The sequence below is a fragment of the Pseudomonas sp. LH21 genome (assembly GCF_036549575.1).
Taxonomy (GTDB): domain Bacteria; phylum Pseudomonadota; class Gammaproteobacteria; order Pseudomonadales; family Pseudomonadaceae; genus Aquipseudomonas; species Aquipseudomonas peradeniyensis.
Window position 1 is genome coordinate 4801600 of record NZ_CP144367.1, and the last position, 14872, is coordinate 4816471.

Genomic DNA, 14872 nt, shown 5'->3' on the forward strand with positions numbered 1-14872 from the left:
GCGTGGGAGCGGGCTTGCCCCGCGATTGGGCCGGTGCCGGTCAAACCCGCTCGATGGCCAACGCCAGGCCCTGACCGACGCCCACGCACATGGTCGCCAGCCCCTTGCGCCCGCCACTCTTCTCCAGCTGATGCAACGCCGTCAGCACCAACCGCGCCCCGCTCATCCCCAGCGGGTGCCCCAGGGCGATCGCACCGCCGTTGGGATTGACCTGCGGCGCATCATCCGCCACGCCCAGCTCGCGCAGCACCGCCAGCCCCTGACTGGCAAACGCCTCATTGAGCTCGATGACATCGAAATCCGCCACCGCCACACCCAGCCGTTCAGTCAGCTTGCGCACCGCCGGCACCGGGCCGATACCCATTACCCGCGGTGCCACGCCGGCACTGGCCATGCCCAGCACCCGGGCCCGTGGGGTCAGGCCATGCTTTTTCACCGCCTCGGCCGAGGCCAGGATCAATGCGGCGGCGCCATCGTTGACGCCCGAGGCATTGCCTGCGGTAACCGTCTTGTCAGGGCCATTGACCGGCTTGAGCCTGTTCAGCGCCTCCAGCGTGGTGTCCGGGCGCAGGTGCTCATCCTGCTCGACCACGGTCTCGCCTTTTTTATGGGCGATACGCACCGGCACGATCTCTTCGGCGAAGTAACCGGCAGCCTGCGCGGCGGCGGCCTTCTGCTGGCTGCGCAGGGCGAAGGCGTCCTGATCCGCGCGCGACACCTGGTAATCGTCAGCGACGTTGTCGGCGGTCTCGGGCATGGAGTCCACGCCATGCTGCGCCTTCATCAACGGGTTGACGAAGCGCCAGCCGATGGTGGTGTCCTCGAGCTTCATGTTGCGCGAGTAGCCGCTCTCGGCCTTGCCCATCACGAACGGCGCGCGGGACATCGACTCGACGCCACCGGCAATGGCCAGTTCCATCTCGCCACTGGCGATGGCGCGAAACGCGCTGCCGATGGCGTCCATGCCCGAGGCGCACAGGCGGTTGAGGGTCACGCCGGGAATGCTCTGCGGCAAGCCTGCCAGCAGCAGCGCCATGCGCGCCACGTTGCGGTTGTCCTCGCCGGCCTGGTTGGCGCAGCCGAGGAACACTTCGTCGAGCAGCTCCCACTGCACCTGCGGATTGCGCTCGACCAGCGCCTTGAGCGGCACCGCCGCCAGGTCATCGGCGCGCACACTGGCCAAGGCGCCGCCAAAGCGGCCAATGGGGGTACGGATGGCGTCACAGATAAAGACATCACGCATCAGGCTTCTCCTGCCGTCTGGCCATGGGCGGCGGCGGTGCGCGCTTCGAGGTCGCGCAGGGCGGACAGCTCGACGTCGCTGGGTGCTGCGGTCTGCTGCACGTCGTCGGCGAAGCGGATCGCCCAGCCAGTGGCGGCAACGATCTGCTCGCGGGTCACGCCCGGGTGGATCGACGTGACCACGAATTCATGGGTGTCCGCTTCCGGCTCCATGATGCACAGGTCGGTGATGATGCCGACCGGCCCATCGCCAGGCAGGCCCAGGCGCTTGCGCGAGTCGCCGCCTTCGCCGTGGCCGACCGAGGTGATGAAATCGAGCTTGTCGACGAAGGCGCGCGGCGACTGCTTGAGGATGATCAGCACCTGCTTGGCGGAACCGGCGATCTCCGGCGCGCCGCCGGCACCCGGCAGGCGAGTCTTCGGCGCGTGGTAGTCACCGACCACCGTGGTGTTGATATTGCCGAAGCGGTCGACCTGGGCCGCGCCGAGGAAGCCGACATCGATGCGCCCGCCCTGCAGCCAGTAGCGGAAGATCTCGCCGGTCGGCACCACGGTGTCGGCAGTCTCGGCCAACTCGCCGTCACCGATGGACAGCGGCAGCACGCTCGGCTTGGCGCCGATCGGGCCGGACTCGTAGATCAGCACGACATCGGGCGAGGAGGTCAGGCGCGCCAGGTTGGCGGCCTTCGACGGCAGGCCGATACCGACGAAGCACACGGCACCGTTGCGCAGGCGGCGGGCCGCCGCGACGGTCATCATCTCGGAAGTGGAATAGCTCATTGCGCGGCCTCCGCGGTGCTGGCCAGCCTGGCCTGGAATTCGGTGAAGTCTCGGGTGCCACGGATGAAGGTGTCGATCCAGGCGGTGAACGACTCGCGGTTGCGGGCGATCGGGTCCCAGGCCTGGTAGAAGCGGTTGTCGCGCTCGTAGTAGCCGTGGGCGTAGGACGGGTGGGCGCCGCCGGGCACCAGGCACACCGCGCTGAGCGCCCAGGTCGGCAACACGCAGGCATTCATCGGCGCATTCAAGTCATCGACGATCTCCTCGACGGTGACGATGCAGCGCTTGGCCGCCAGGGCCGCTTCCTTCTGTACGCCGAGAATGCCCCACAGCAGCACGTTGCCCTTGCGGTCGGCTTTCTGCGCGTGGATCACGGTGACGTCCGGGCGCACCGACGGCACGGCGGCGAGCACTTCACCGGTGAACGGGCAGGTGACGCTCTTGATCAGCGGGTTGACCTTCGGCAGGTCGGAGCCGGCGTAGGCGCGCAGCACCGCGAACGGCAGGCCGGAGGCGCCGGCGACATAGGCGTTGGCCAGGTCGGCGTGGCTGTGCTCCTCGATCTCGATGGCGTGCGGCCACTGCTTCTCCACCGCGTCGCGCAGGCGGTGCAGCGAACCGACGCCGGGGTTGCCGCCCCAGGAGAAGATCAGCTTGCTCGCGCAGCCGGCACCGATCAGCTGGTCGTAGATCAGGTCCGGAGTCATGCGCACCAGGGTCAGCTCGCGCTTGCCCTGGCGGATGATCTCGTGACCGGCCGCCGTCGGGATCAGGTGGGTGAAACCTTCAAGGGCGACGCTGTCGCCATCCTGGATAAACTGCTTCACGGCCTCGTGAAGCGAGAGGATTGCTGCCATTGGAGACTCCTGGTCAGGTCGAGTCGAGTCAGTGAGCAGCGGGCCTTTGCGTCGCTGCGATGGGCCCAGATTACGGCGGCTGTCGGGGCGGTAACAATCCGATAATCGCACTTTCGTGCGATTATCGAACCATTTGTTGCTCTGCTATCTAACGCGTCCCTATCGCCTCAGGTCGCGTCGGCGTGGCTTACCAGCCCCTTTACCACTACGCCGATGGTGGCCAGCGCCGCCGGCACCAGCAGCGCGGTCAACACCTGCTCGAAGGTCCACCCCAGACCCAGCAGCGTCGCCCCGCTCCAGGCACCGAGGATTGCGCCGAAGCGACCGATCCCGAGCATCCACGACACCCCGGTGGCGCGCCCCTGGGTTGGGTAGAACCGCGCCGCCAACGACGGCATGGCCGATTGCGCGCCGTTCACGCACATGCCGGCGACCAGCACCAGCGTGGCCAGCAAGGTGATGTTGCCCAGGCTCTGCCCCACGGCATAGGCGAATACACCCGCCAGCAGGTAGAAGACGCCGATCACCTTGTGCGGGTTGAACCGGTCCATCGCCCAACCCACGGCCACCGCGCTGAGCACGCCGCCGAACTGGAACAATGCGCCGATGAAGGCGGCCTGCTCCATGCTCGCGCCGCTGTCACGCATCAGGGTCGGCAGCCAGCTGGTCAGCAGATAGACGATCACCAGGCCCATGAAGTAGGTCAGCCACAGCAGCACGGTGCCCAGGCCATAGGTGCCCGAGAAGATCACCGCGAACACGTTGCGCGCCGCCACCGCCTTCTGCTCCGGCACACTGAAGCTCGCGGCCTGGGCCACCAGGGCCGGGGCGATCGGTGCCAGGGTCCGGCGTACCTTCTCGGTGCCGCGGTTGCGCACCACCAGGAACCGCGCCGACTCCGGCAGCCAGACCAGCAGCACCAGCGCCAGCAGCAATGGCAGCACCCCGCCGATCACCAACAGACTGTGCCAGCCGTAGGCCGGGATCAGCTTGGCCGAGATGAAACCGCCCCCGGCCATGCCCAGGTTGAAACCACAGAACATGCTGGTCACCAGCAGCGACTTGAGCCGCTCCGGGGTGTACTCGGAGAGCAAGGTGGTGGCATTGGGCATGCCCGCCCCCAGGCCCAGGCCGGTCAGAAAGCGCAGCACCAGCAACTGGTCGACATTGGTGGCGTAGGCCGAGGCCAGGCTGAAACCGCCGAACACCAGCACCGCCCCCACCAGCACGCCCTTGCGCCCGAAGCGGTCGGCCAGCGGCCCGGAGCCGAGGGCGCCGAACACCATGCCGATCAGCGCGGCGCTCATCACCGGGCCGAGGCTGGCACGGTCGATGCCCCATTCCTGGGACAGCGCCGGGGCGATGAAACCCATGGCGGCAGTGTCCAGGCCATCGAGGAAGACGATCAGGAAGCACAGGATCACCACCCGCCATTGATATCGCGACAGCGGTTGGTCGTTGATGAGGGACTGGACATCGAGGCAGTTGCCGACAGCGGATTGTGGCTTGTTCATTGTTGTTATCCGGGAGTTGGGCACAGGCAGGCTACCGCGCATCGCTGATGCGCAGGAACAGGAAACGGTGGATACGACGACTGGGGATCAGCCGGCGTGAAGCAGCACTGCGCGCGGGTGCGGCCGCGACAGCGAAGGGATGGTCTTCATGGGGATGCCCTCGGGCCTGTTGTTATTGTCCGGTCGGCGAAGCCGACTCGTGCGACAGACATTAATCAGCAGGCGTGGGCGGCGCAATTCGTCGGGAACGACACTGTGCGTTTATCGAACAGGAAACGGCAGCCCGTGTTCGACTATTCAGCGCACCCGGTGCAGGAGCCGGTTTACCGGCGATGGGGCGCAGCGCGCCCCCGGTGTTGTTCAGCCAAACAACTGGTGACACAGGTCCCGGCTGGCCGCCAGCAGGATCGGCAGGAAGCGCTGCTCCAGTTCCCCACGGCTGACCCGACCGACATGAGTACTCACGTTCAACGCCGCCAGCACCTGCCCCGAGGCGTCATAGATCGGCACGGCAATCGAACGCAACCCCTGTTCCAGCTCCTGGTCGACCACACACCAGCCCTGCTCGCGCACCTGTTGGATACAGGCGAACAGCGATGCCGGGTCGTGCAGGGTACGGCTGGTCCGCGCCTTGAGGTCCGCCCGTTCCAGGTACTCGTGCAGGCTTGCGTCGTCCAGCGCCGCCAACAAGATACGCCCCATCGACGTGCAATAGGCCGGTAACCGCCCGCCGACCGACAGGTCGACCGAGATCAACCGTTCGACCGTAGCCGAGCGCGCTATATAAAGGATGTCGTCGCCTTCCAGCGTGGCCATGTTGGCCGCTTCGTGAAGCTGGTCGCTGATCCGGTCGAGGTAGGGCTGTGCCGACACCGCCAGCGGTGTGGACGACAGGTAGGCATGGCCAAGGGTCAGCACCTTGGGCAACAGCGAATAGGTGCGCCCGTCGGTGGTGGCGTAACCCAGTTTCATCAAGGTATGCAGGCAACGCCGCACCGCCGCCCGGGGTATTTCCGTACGGTGGCTGATCTGGGCGATGGTCAGGTGCCGCTTGCGCTCCTGGAACGCCTGGATCACCGCCAGGCCACGAGCTAGGGAGGTCATGAAATCCGGATCACCGGTGAAGGCCTGGATGCGCTTGGCCGCGGACGCCACGATCGGTGGTGCCAGGGTGGGGCTGGTATTGCGCGCGGGCTCGTTCGCTGGCGGGCCGCTGGTTTCTTCGCTCATGGACATGCCTCAAAAAAATCGCTACCTCGTTCGATTATCGAACGAACGGCCGATAATCGCAATTGACCGCTGACACTTTTGCTTATACCTTTCCCCTGCCACATGTGGCTTCTTTGGAGAGACTGGTCAGGTACCCACCGTAGAAGTCCCAGGCAACGGCCTCGCCTCCCAGCGAGGCCGTTTTCATTTCCGACACCCACCGGCAAACTTGCCTACCACAACAACTTGAACTTTCAGCAGTCCGCTCGGACAAAACCTCTCAAAGAATAACTTCAGGTCTATTGTCAATGGCGGGTAAAGAACGATAGCCTTCGAATTGCCGATTGCTATACTCGGTTCATGTTGATTGTCTGCGCTGTATAACGGATCCAATCGACAAACTTTCGTTGCCTTCCTGACGCCTGCCCGCTGCCTGAGCAGTGGCTTGTCGTGTGGTGCGCCGCAGGTCGCCCTTCCACACCCTGTCCTTGCAGTGCAACGATGTGTTCGCGTTGCCGAATTTCCACATCCTGCGTGTGTATTTAACGGCTGACGCCCAACTTCAACTTATTCAGGTATTACTGTGACGAAAGAAGAACTGCGCGCGGAACTCGAGCGCCAGGCCGAACGTTACAAGGATGTATACGGTGGTGAAGTCACCACCTATGCCGCACAACCCGACCCGGAACGCAAACCCTGGCGTAAACGCGCCAGCATTCTCGACCAGGCCTTCGCCCAGGAAATCGAGAAGATCGAAAAGGAACTGCGCAGCGACGGCGAGTGAAGCCAAGAGATGTCATAGCGCCACTATCGAGCAACGATTGCGGCAAGGCATCCTGGGTGAAAATGCTCGATATGAAATGGAATCACACAAATTTCATACAAGCGTTTAAATTGCGGACTCTCTACGAAAATCGTCTCAAATCGCTGATTTTTCTGAGATTTATCGATTTTTTACGACGATTTTGCGCGAAAGCTCACCTGCGCCATGCAGGTGCGGGGTCGCCATTCCCCTGCCATCGGTCAGTGGCGGGTGCATCGATTGCCATGGTTTTCTGGCATAATCCGCCCCCCCTAAGACCGCCAGACAACCTTCATGATCGATTTATTCAGCGGACTGGATGCCTGGGTTATCGTGAGCCTGACGCTCGCTCTGACCTTCGTGCTCGCATTCGAGTTCATCAATGGCTTTCATGACACCGCCAACGCGGTAGCCACTGTCATCTATACCAAGGCCATGCCACCGCACCTGGCCGTGTTCTTCTCCGGTGTGTTCAACTTCCTCGGGGTTCTGCTCGGTGGTGTCGGGGTGGCCTACGCCATCGTCCACTTGCTGCCGGTCGAACTGCTGATCAATGTGAACACCGGTCACGGCCTGGCCATGGTCTTCTCGCTGCTGGCCGCGGCCATCACCTGGAACCTCGGCACCTGGTACTTCGGTATCCCGGCCTCCAGCTCGCACACCCTGATCGGTTCGATCCTCGGCGTCGGCCTGGCCAATGCCCTGCTCAGCGACATTCCGCTGGGCGACGGCGTCAACTGGCAGAAGGCGATCGACATCGGCATGTCCCTGGTGCTCTCGCCCATGGCCGGCTTCGCTGTCGCCGCCCTGCTGCTGATCGGCCTGAAATGGTGGCGTCCGCTGTCGAAGATGCACAAGACCCCGGACCAGCGCCGCAAGCTCGACGACAAGAAGCACCCACCGTTCTGGAACCGCTTGGTGCTGGTGATCTCGGCCATGGGCGTAAGCTTCGTGCACGGCTCCAACGATGGCCAGAAAGGCATCGGCCTGATCATGCTGGTGCTGATCGGCATCGTCCCGGCCAAGTTCGTCCTCGACCTGAACAGCACCACCTACCAGATCGAACGCACCCGCGACGCCACCCTGCACCTGAGCCAGTTCTACCAGCGCAACGCCGCCACCCTGGGCGAGTTCCTGGCGCTGGGCAAGGCGCAGGCGAGCGACCTGCCGGAACAGTTCAGCTGCAACCCGCAGCAGACCGAGCCGACCATCGCCGCACTGCAATCGTCGCTGGCCGGGGTGACCGACTACCGCGCCCTGAGCGCCGAGAAGCGCGTCGAAGTGCGTCGCTACCTGCTGTGCCTGGACGACACGGCGAAGAAGGTCGGCAAGCTGCCGGGTCTGCAGGCCCGTGAAAAGGCTGACCTGGAGAAACTGCGCAAGGACCTGACCGCCACCACCGAGTACGCACCGTTCTGGGTGATCGTCGCCGTCGCCCTGGCCCTGGGCCTGGGCACCATGGTCGGCTGGAAGCGCGTGGTGCTGACCGTCGGCGAGAAGATCGGCAAGCAGGGCATGACCTACGCCCAGGGCATGTCGGCACAGATCACCGCGGCCTGCGCCATCGGCATGGCCAACGTGTTCAGCCTGCCGGTGTCCACCACCCACGTGCTGTCGTCGGGCGTCGCCGGTACCATGGTCGCCAACAAGAGCGGCCTGCAGGGCGGCACCGTGAAGACCATCCTGCTGGCCTGGGTGCTCACCCTGCCGGCAACGATGGGCCTGGCCGCCGGCCTGTTCTGGCTGGCCACCAAGGCCATCGGCTGAGTGCTGATGCAGTAACTGAAAAAGGCGCCCCTTGCGGGGCGCCTTTTTTGTATCCGTTGTCCCGTCCTGAATAAGGTTTACACGTGGGAGCGGGCTTGCCCCGCGACAGGGGCCAGGACGGGCCTAGCGTTTCTTTCCTCCCAACAACGACCCCATCAACCCACGCACCAACTGCCGCCCCAATTGATTGGCCGCCTGGCGCACCGCCGACTTGATGGCCTGCCCCGCCGCGCTCTGCAGGAACTCACCGGCCTTGTCGGCGAAGCTGTCCTCATCGGCCTTGGCCTGGGGCGCCGGCTCCACCGGTTCGCCCTTGCGCTGGGTAAGCATTTCATAGGCCGACTCACGGTCGACCGGCTTGTCATAGCGCCCGGCCAGCGGCGATGCCGCGATCAGGGCCTGCCGCTCGACTGCGCTCAACGGCCCGATCCGCGACTGCGGTGGCGCGATCAGCACCCGCTGGACCATGGCAGGCGTGCCTTTCTCTTCCAACGTCCCGACCAGAGCCTCACCAATGCCCAGCTCAGTCAGCACCGCCAGGCTGTCGAACGTCGGGTTGGGTCGGAAACCATCGGCCACCGCGCGCAGCGACTTCTGCTCCTTGGCGGTGAATGCCCGCAGGCCGTGCTGGATACGCAGCCCCAACTGAGCCAGTACCGCATCCGGCAGGTCGCCCGGCGACTGGGTGACGAAATACACCCCAACGCCCTTGGAGCGGATCAGCCGCACCACCTGCTCCAGACGATCCTGCAACGCCTTGGGCGTACCGTTGAACAGCAGGTGCGCCTCATCGAAGAACAGCGCCAGCACCGGCTTGTCGGCATCGCCGCGCTCCGGCAGCTGCTCGAACAGTTCAGCCAGCAGCCACAGCAGGAAGGTCGCATAGACCTTGGGCGCGTCATGTACAAGGCGGCTGGCGTCGAGCAGGTGGATACGCCCGCGACCGTCGCCTTGCGGGCGCAGCAGATCCTCCAGCTGCAGCGCCGGCTCGCCGAACAGCGCTTCAGCGCCCTGCTGTTCCAGGGTCGCCAGTCGGCGCAGCAAGGCCTGCGTGGAAGCGCTGGTCATCAAGGCGCTGTCTTCGCCCAGCAGCTGGGGGTTGTCCTTCAGGTGCGCGAGCAGGGCCTTGAGGTCCTTCAGGTCGAGCAGCAGCAGACCTTCGCGATCGGCCACCTTGAACGCCGCATACAAGGCAGCCTGCTGGCTGTCGGTGAGTTCCAGCAGGTTGCCCAGCAGCAACGGTCCCATTTCGCTCAGGGTGGTGCGCAACGGATGCCCCGATTGCCCGGCGATATCCCAAAGACTCACCGGATAAGCCTGGGGCTTGTGGTTCAGCCAGGGCATGCCGGCAATCCGCTCGGCCACCTTGCCCTGGGGCGCCCCGGCCGCGCCCAGGCCGCACAGGTCGCCCTTCACATCCGCGGCGAATACCGCGACCCCGGCATCGCTGAACAGCTCGGCCAGGTGTTGCAGGGTGACCGTCTTGCCAGTGCCGGTGGCGCCGGCCACCAGGCCGTGCCGGTTGGCCAGGCGCATGGACTGGGATACCGGCTGACCATCAGGACCTGCTCCTACTACCATTCGTAAGGAATCTGACATCTTCTTTCATCCCCTGCTCAAGTTCCGTCGCGTGACAGCCGATATTTCAAAATGATTCTACCCAGAAAGACAGTAACAACCCGAAAAGGACCCACGGGAATTGTTGCACTGTTTTCCAACCGTGCTTTGTGCGAACGACCCGATAAAAAACCTTAGCGGACACGATCACGTTATGAATAAAAGCCTTCGTTTCAGCCACAAGATTCTTCTGGCGGCATCACTGATCGTGATACTCGCCTTCAGCCTCTTCACCCTCTACAACGACTACCTCCAGCGTAACGCCATTCGCGAAGACCTGGAGAACTACCTGGCTGAGATGGGCGAGTCCACCTCCACCAATATCCGCAACCTGTTCGAAGGGCGTATCAAGCTGGTCGAAAACGTCGCCCAGAACATTGCCCAGTACCCACAGAACACCGGCACCCTGCTGGGCCAGAACGCGCTGACTTCGAGCTTCCAGACCATCTACCTGGGCCAGCCCGACGGCACCTTCACCGTGCGCCCGGACACCAAGATGCCCGACGGCTACGACCCGCGCGTGCGCCCCTGGTACAAGGACGGCCTCAACGCCAACGGCCCGATCCTCACCGAGCCCTATATCGACATGGCCACCAACGAGCTGGTCATCTCGATCATCAGCACCGCCTCGCGCTCGGTCGGCGTGGTCGGCGGCGACCTGGCCCTCGACGGCCTGGTGCAGATCATCAACTCGCTGGATTTCGGCGGCATGGGCTACGCCTTCCTGGTCAACGACCAGGGCAAGATCCTGGTGCACCCGGACAAGAACCTGGTAATGAAATCGCTGTCGGACCTGTTCCCGCAGAACACGCCCAGGCTGTCCGGCAACCTGACCGAAGTGACGCTCAACGGCGAAACCCGCCTGCTGACCTTCACTCCGGTCAAGGGCCTGCCTTCGGCCAACTGGTACATCGGCCTGTCGGTGGACAAGGACAAGGCCTTCTCGATGCTCAGCACCTTCCGCACTTCGGCGGTGATCGCCACGCTGGTGGCGGTGGTGATCATCATCGCCCTGCTCGGCCTGCTGATCCGCGTGCTGATGCAGCCGCTGCACACCATGACCCGCGCCATGTCGAACATCGCCGAGGGTGAAGGCGACCTGACCCGCCGCCTGGAAATCCACAACCACGACGAGTTCGGCATCCTCGGTACCGCCTTCAACCGCTTCGTCGAGCGCATCCACGGTTCGATCCGCGAAGTGTCCTCGGCCACCGAGCAGGTCAACGAAGTGGCTCTGCGGGTGATCAGCGCCTCGAACTCGTCGATGAGCAACTCCGACGAGCAGTCCAACCGCACCAACAGCGTCGCCGCCGCCATCAACCAGCTCGGCGCCGCCGCCCAGGAGATCGCCGGCAACGCCGCCCAGGCCTCGCAGCATGCCAGCTCGGCGCGGCTGCTGGCCGAGGAAGGCCAGCAGGTGGTGCAGCGCAACATCGATGCGATGAACCGCCTGTCGGACCTGATCGTCACCTCCAGCGAGCATATCGAGACGCTGAACAACAAGACCGTCAACATCGGCCAGATCCTCGAAGTGATCACCAGCATTTCCCAGCAGACCAACCTGCTCGCCCTCAACGCCGCCATCGAGGCTGCCCGCGCCGGCGAGGCCGGACGTGGTTTTGCCGTGGTCGCCGACGAAGTGCGCAACCTGGCGCACCGCACCCAGGAGTCGGCGCAGCAGGTTCAGACCATGATCGAGGAGCTGCAGGTCGGCGCCCGCGAGTCGGTCGACACCATGGGCCAGAGCCAGCGTCACAGCCAGGACAGCATGGACATCGCCAACCAGGCCGGCGAACGCCTGGGCAGCGTCACCCAGCGTATCGGCGAGATCGACGGCATGAACCAGTCGGTGGCCACCGCCACCGAAGAGCAGACCGCCGTGGTCGACTCGATCAACATGGACATCAACGAGATCAACATGCTCAACCAGGAAGGCGTCGAGAACCTGCAGGCCACCCTGCGCGCCTGCTCGGACCTCGAGCAACAGGCCGGCCGCCTCAAGCAGCTGGTCGGCAGCTTCCGCATCTGACCCGCCGCCCGCTCCCTTCATGGGAGCGGGCTTGCCCGGCACCGGCCCCCCGCCCAACCTCGATCGAACAAACTATCCTTCAAGTAGGTCAACCCTCAGGCGCGTCATCACCGGTTCATTACCGCCGGATGACACACCCGAGGACGATCCCGGAGGGATGCTGATCGTGCACATCGCCGACATCACCATGTTCTACGCCCCGGCCAGCGGCGGCGTGCGAACCTATCTTGATGCCAAACACCGCCACCTCGACGCCATGCCCGGCGTTCGCCACAGTCTGCTGATCCCCGGAGCCAATGCCAGCCAGGTCGATGGTGTCTACCACGTACCTGCTCCACCCCTGCCCTTCGGCAACGGCTACCGCTTCCCGGTGCGCCTGGCACCCTGGTGCAAGGAACTGCGCCGCCTGCGGCCCGACCTGATCGAGGTCGGCGACCCCTACCTCACCGCCTGGGCGGCCCTGGAGGCGCGGCGCAAGCTCGATGTGCCGGTGATCGGTTTCTATCACTCCGACCTGCCCCTGCTGGTGAGCAACCGCATGGGCAACTGGTTCACCCCCAATGTCGAGGCCTATGTCAGCAAGCTCTATGGGCATTTCGACCGGGTCCTGGCACCCAGCCAGGTGATGGCCGACAAGCTGCGCCGGCTGGGCGTGGAGAACGTGCACGTGCAGCGCCTGGGCGTGGACCTGGCGCTGTTCAACCCAGACCGGCACGACCCTGGCCTGCGCGCCGAGCTGGGCATCGCCGATACCAGCCGCCTGCTGGTGTTCGCCGGCCGCGGCTCGCGGGAAAAGAACCTGCCGGTGCTGCTCGACTGCATGCACGCGCTCGGCCAGCCCTACCACCTGCTGCTGGTGGGCTCGAACATGCCGGCCAGCGTGCCGGGCAATGTCAGCGTGATCGATCACTTCTGCCCGCCCACGCAGGTCGCCCGGCTGCTGGCCAGCGCAGACCTGCTGGTGCATGCCGGCGACCAGGAAACCTTCGGCCTGGTGATCCTCGAGGCCATGGCCAGCGCGACGCCCGTGGTGGCCGTGCGTGCCGGCGCCTTCAGCGAAATCATCGACGAACGCTGCGGCCGGCTGTGCCCACCCAACGATGGCCAAGCCATGGCCGCAGCCGTGCGCGAAGCGTTCGACAGCGGTGTGGACCAACTGGGCCGTCAGGCACGCCAACACGTGGAGCGCCATTACAGCTGGGACACCGTGGTCAACGGCCTGCTCCAGCATTACCAGGCGGTGCTCGGCCACCCGCTGCCGGTGCGCGCCCATGGCTGAGGGCCACGCCGACACGCGCAGCCTGATGCTGGTGCTGCACGATATCGCGCCGGAAACCTGGCCGGACTACCAACCCTTCGTCCAGGCCATCGACGCCCTGGGCGGGGTGCCCATGACCTGGCTGGTGGTGCCGGACTTCCACCACCGCAACCCGCTGATGCGCTCACCCACCTTCTGCCGCCTGCTCGAGCGTCGCCTGGCCCAGGGCGACGAGCTGGCCCTGCATGGCTACTACCACGCCGACGATGGCCCGCCACCGCGCGGACCGGGCGAATATTTCATGCGCCGGATCTATACCCACGAAGGCGAGTTCCATGGGCTGGACCAGGCAGATGCCCTGCAACGCCTGCAGGCCGGGTTGGCACTGTTCGAGAAACAGGGCTGGCCGGTGGCAGGCTTCGTCGCCCCCGCCTGGCTGATGAGCGAAGGCACGCGCCAGGCGTTGCGACAATTGCCACTGCGCTATACCAGTTCGCCGCGCCACCTGTACCGGCTGCCGGATTTCACTGCTTTCGATGCCCCGGGACTGGTGTGGAGTGCCCGCAGCGCCTGGCGCCGCGGCCTGTCGAGGGTGGTCAGCGACTGGCAATGCCGCCGCTGGCGCGAAGCCGACACCCTGCGCCTGGGCCTGCACCCGGTCGACATGCGCCACGCCAGCGCACGCAATTACTGGCTCGATACCCTGCACCAGCTGCTGGCCCAAGGCCGTGAGCCACTGACCAAGTCTGCCTGGCTGGCGCGCCAGGCCGACTCATGAAGCGCCTGGGCTGGCTGGCCCTGGCACTGCTGCTGGCAGTGCTGGTACCCGCCCTGCTCGGCGGCAGCGACCTGCTCCCGCGCCTGCGCGCCTTCGACCCCGGGTTGCTGCTGCTGTTGCTGGCGATGATCCTGCTGTGCTGGACCCTCAATGCCGCCCGGCTACGCCTGCTGCTGGGTGACCAGGGCGCGCAGGTGGGACGGATGCACAGCCTGGGCGTGGTGATGGCCACCGAGTTCGCCATCTGCACCACGCCCGGCGGCAGCGGTGGCCCGTTGACCCTGATGACACTGCTGGCGCGCAAGCACATCACGCCATCACGCAGTGGCGCGGTGTTCGCCATGGACCAGTTGAATGACCTGCTGTTCTTCTTCTGCGCAATGCTGGCGATTTCCGCCTATGCCCTGTTCCACCACCTCGGCCACAGCCAGGCACAGATGCTGCTGGGCAGCGCCCTGCTGCTGTGTGCGGTACTTGCGGGGATCTTCCTGCTGCTGCGCTATCGACGCGCGCTGATGCGTGGCAACGGCCGGTTGTTGCGTCGCCTGGGCATGGCGCCGGCACGCCGAAGGCGATGGGCGCGCAAGCTGCTGCGCTTTTTCCATGCCCTGGCCAAGACCTGGCGCATGCCTCGGCGCACGTTGGCGCTGGTGTTCACCCTCACCTGCGCGCACTGGTGCCTGCGCTACAGCGTGCTATATCTGGCATTGCGGGGTTTGGGGGTGGACCTGGCGTGGATTGCCAGTTTCCTGGTGCAGATGCTCTCGCTCAGTGCCGGGCAGTTCAGCCTGTTGCCGGGCGGCGCCGGCGCGGCGGAGCTGACCTCGGCGACCTTGCTGTCACCGCTGGTGGGCAGCTCGACGGCAGCCGCGGCGATCCTGATCTGGCGCGCGGTTACCTATTACTTCTATCTGCTGGCGGGTGGGCCGGTGTTCCTGTACCTGCTGGCGCGTCCACGACTGGAGCGTCGTCGCCAGACGGGTTGAGTCGCCCCCAGAGTTCGGCGGCACCGGGAAACT

General features: G+C 65.1%; 11 protein-coding genes and 2 pseudogenes. 7 read left to right on the forward strand and 6 right to left on the reverse strand.

Annotated features, from left to right (window positions below; genetic code table 11):
- Positions 1-40: 40 nt before the first annotated feature.
- From pcaF to pcaR, 5 genes are all read right to left on the reverse strand, one after another.
- Entirely contained in the window at positions 41-1246 is a 1206-nt protein-coding gene (gene pcaF, locus VUG52_RS21915; protein WP_177330820.1) for a 3-oxoadipyl-CoA thiolase, read from the reverse strand.
- Positions 1243-2022 (reverse strand): CoA-transferase subunit beta, encoded by a 780-nt coding sequence (locus VUG52_RS21920; RefSeq protein WP_050703910.1) that lies wholly within the window; start codon positions 2020-2022, stop codon positions 1243-1245. The genes pcaF and VUG52_RS21920 overlap by 4 nt, the downstream gene beginning before the upstream one ends.
- Positions 2019-2879 (reverse strand): CoA transferase subunit A, encoded by an 861-nt coding sequence (locus VUG52_RS21925; protein WP_050703909.1) that lies wholly within the window; start codon positions 2877-2879, stop codon positions 2019-2021. Before VUG52_RS21925 ends, VUG52_RS21920 begins: the two co-directional genes overlap by 4 nt.
- 167 nt (positions 2880-3046) lie before the next feature.
- Positions 3047-4393 carry an MFS transporter gene (locus tag VUG52_RS21930; protein WP_050703908.1) on the reverse strand — a complete coding sequence of 449 codons (1347 nt, stop codon included), beginning with the start codon at positions 4391-4393 and terminating at the stop codon, positions 3047-3049.
- A 360-nt stretch (positions 4394-4753) separates the two neighbouring features.
- On the reverse strand, positions 4754-5623 hold the full coding sequence (gene pcaR, locus VUG52_RS21935) for a pca regulon transcriptional regulator PcaR (RefSeq protein WP_050703907.1): 870 nt from the start codon (positions 5621-5623) through the stop codon (positions 4754-4756).
- Between the two features lie 562 nt (positions 5624-6185).
- Here pcaR and VUG52_RS21940 point away from each other — a divergent pair.
- Positions 6186-6386 (forward strand): hypothetical protein, encoded by a 201-nt coding sequence (locus tag VUG52_RS21940; RefSeq protein ID WP_050703906.1) that lies wholly within the window; start codon positions 6186-6188, stop codon positions 6384-6386.
- Positions 6387-6698: 312 nt separating this feature from the next.
- Positions 6699-8171, forward strand: a complete 1473-nt coding sequence (locus VUG52_RS21945) for an inorganic phosphate transporter (RefSeq protein WP_028690222.1) — start codon at positions 6699-6701, stop codon at positions 8169-8171.
- Between the two features lie 123 nt (positions 8172-8294).
- Here VUG52_RS21945 and VUG52_RS21950 read toward each other — a convergent pair whose 3' ends face one another.
- Positions 8295-9770, reverse strand: a complete 1476-nt coding sequence (locus VUG52_RS21950) for a helicase HerA-like domain-containing protein (protein ID WP_050703905.1) — start codon at positions 9768-9770, stop codon at positions 8295-8297.
- Between the two features lie 172 nt (positions 9771-9942).
- On the opposite strand from VUG52_RS21950, the pseudogene VUG52_RS27330 reads away from it, so the two are divergent.
- From VUG52_RS27330 to VUG52_RS21970, 5 genes and pseudogenes are all read left to right on the forward strand, one after another.
- Positions 9943-10959: pseudogene (locus tag VUG52_RS27330) on the forward strand (HAMP domain-containing protein); the annotation flags it as partial.
- A 261-nt stretch (positions 10960-11220) separates the two neighbouring features.
- A pseudogene (locus VUG52_RS27335) lies at positions 11221-11817 on the forward strand (methyl-accepting chemotaxis protein); the annotation flags it as partial.
- 157 nt (positions 11818-11974) lie between these two features.
- Positions 11975-13096, forward strand: a complete 1122-nt coding sequence (locus tag VUG52_RS21960) for a glycosyltransferase family 4 protein (protein ID WP_050703903.1) — start codon at positions 11975-11977, stop codon at positions 13094-13096.
- The gene (locus tag VUG52_RS21965; RefSeq protein WP_050703902.1) at positions 13089-13853 is read left to right on the forward strand and encodes a DUF2334 domain-containing protein; all 765 of its coding nucleotides are present in this window, start codon (positions 13089-13091) and stop codon (positions 13851-13853) included. Before VUG52_RS21960 ends, VUG52_RS21965 begins: the two co-directional genes overlap by 8 nt.
- Positions 13850-14839, forward strand: a complete 990-nt coding sequence (locus VUG52_RS21970; protein ID WP_050703901.1) for a lysylphosphatidylglycerol synthase transmembrane domain-containing protein — start codon at positions 13850-13852, stop codon at positions 14837-14839. The genes VUG52_RS21965 and VUG52_RS21970 overlap by 4 nt, the downstream gene beginning before the upstream one ends.
- The last annotated feature ends 33 nt before the right edge of the window (positions 14840-14872 follow it).

Excerpts from the sequence above, each read along its gene's own strand:
- VUG52_RS21920 (WP_050703910.1), bottom strand. The coding sequence starts at position 2,022 with ATGAGCTATTCCACTTCCGAGATGATGACCGTCGCGGCGGCCCGCCGC.
- VUG52_RS21925 (WP_050703909.1), bottom strand. The coding sequence starts at position 2,879 with ATGGCAGCAATCCTCTCGCTTCACGAGGCCGTGAAGCAGTTTATCCAG.
- VUG52_RS21930 (WP_050703908.1), bottom strand. The coding sequence starts at position 4,393 with ATGAACAAGCCACAATCCGCTGTCGGCAACTGCCTCGATGTCCAGTCC.
- pcaR (WP_050703907.1), bottom strand. The coding sequence starts at position 5,623 with ATGAGCGAAGAAACCAGCGGCCCGCCAGCGAACGAGCCCGCGCGCAAT.
- VUG52_RS21945 (WP_028690222.1), top strand. The coding sequence starts at position 6,699 with ATGATCGATTTATTCAGCGGACTGGATGCCTGGGTTATCGTGAGCCTG.
- VUG52_RS21950 (WP_050703905.1), bottom strand. The coding sequence starts at position 9,770 with ATGTCAGATTCCTTACGAATGGTAGTAGGAGCAGGTCCTGATGGTCAG.
- VUG52_RS21960 (WP_050703903.1), top strand. The coding sequence starts at position 11,975 with ATGCTGATCGTGCACATCGCCGACATCACCATGTTCTACGCCCCGGCC.
- VUG52_RS21965 (WP_050703902.1), top strand. The coding sequence starts at position 13,089 with ATGGCTGAGGGCCACGCCGACACGCGCAGCCTGATGCTGGTGCTGCAC.
- VUG52_RS21970 (WP_050703901.1), top strand. The coding sequence starts at position 13,850 with ATGAAGCGCCTGGGCTGGCTGGCCCTGGCACTGCTGCTGGCAGTGCTG.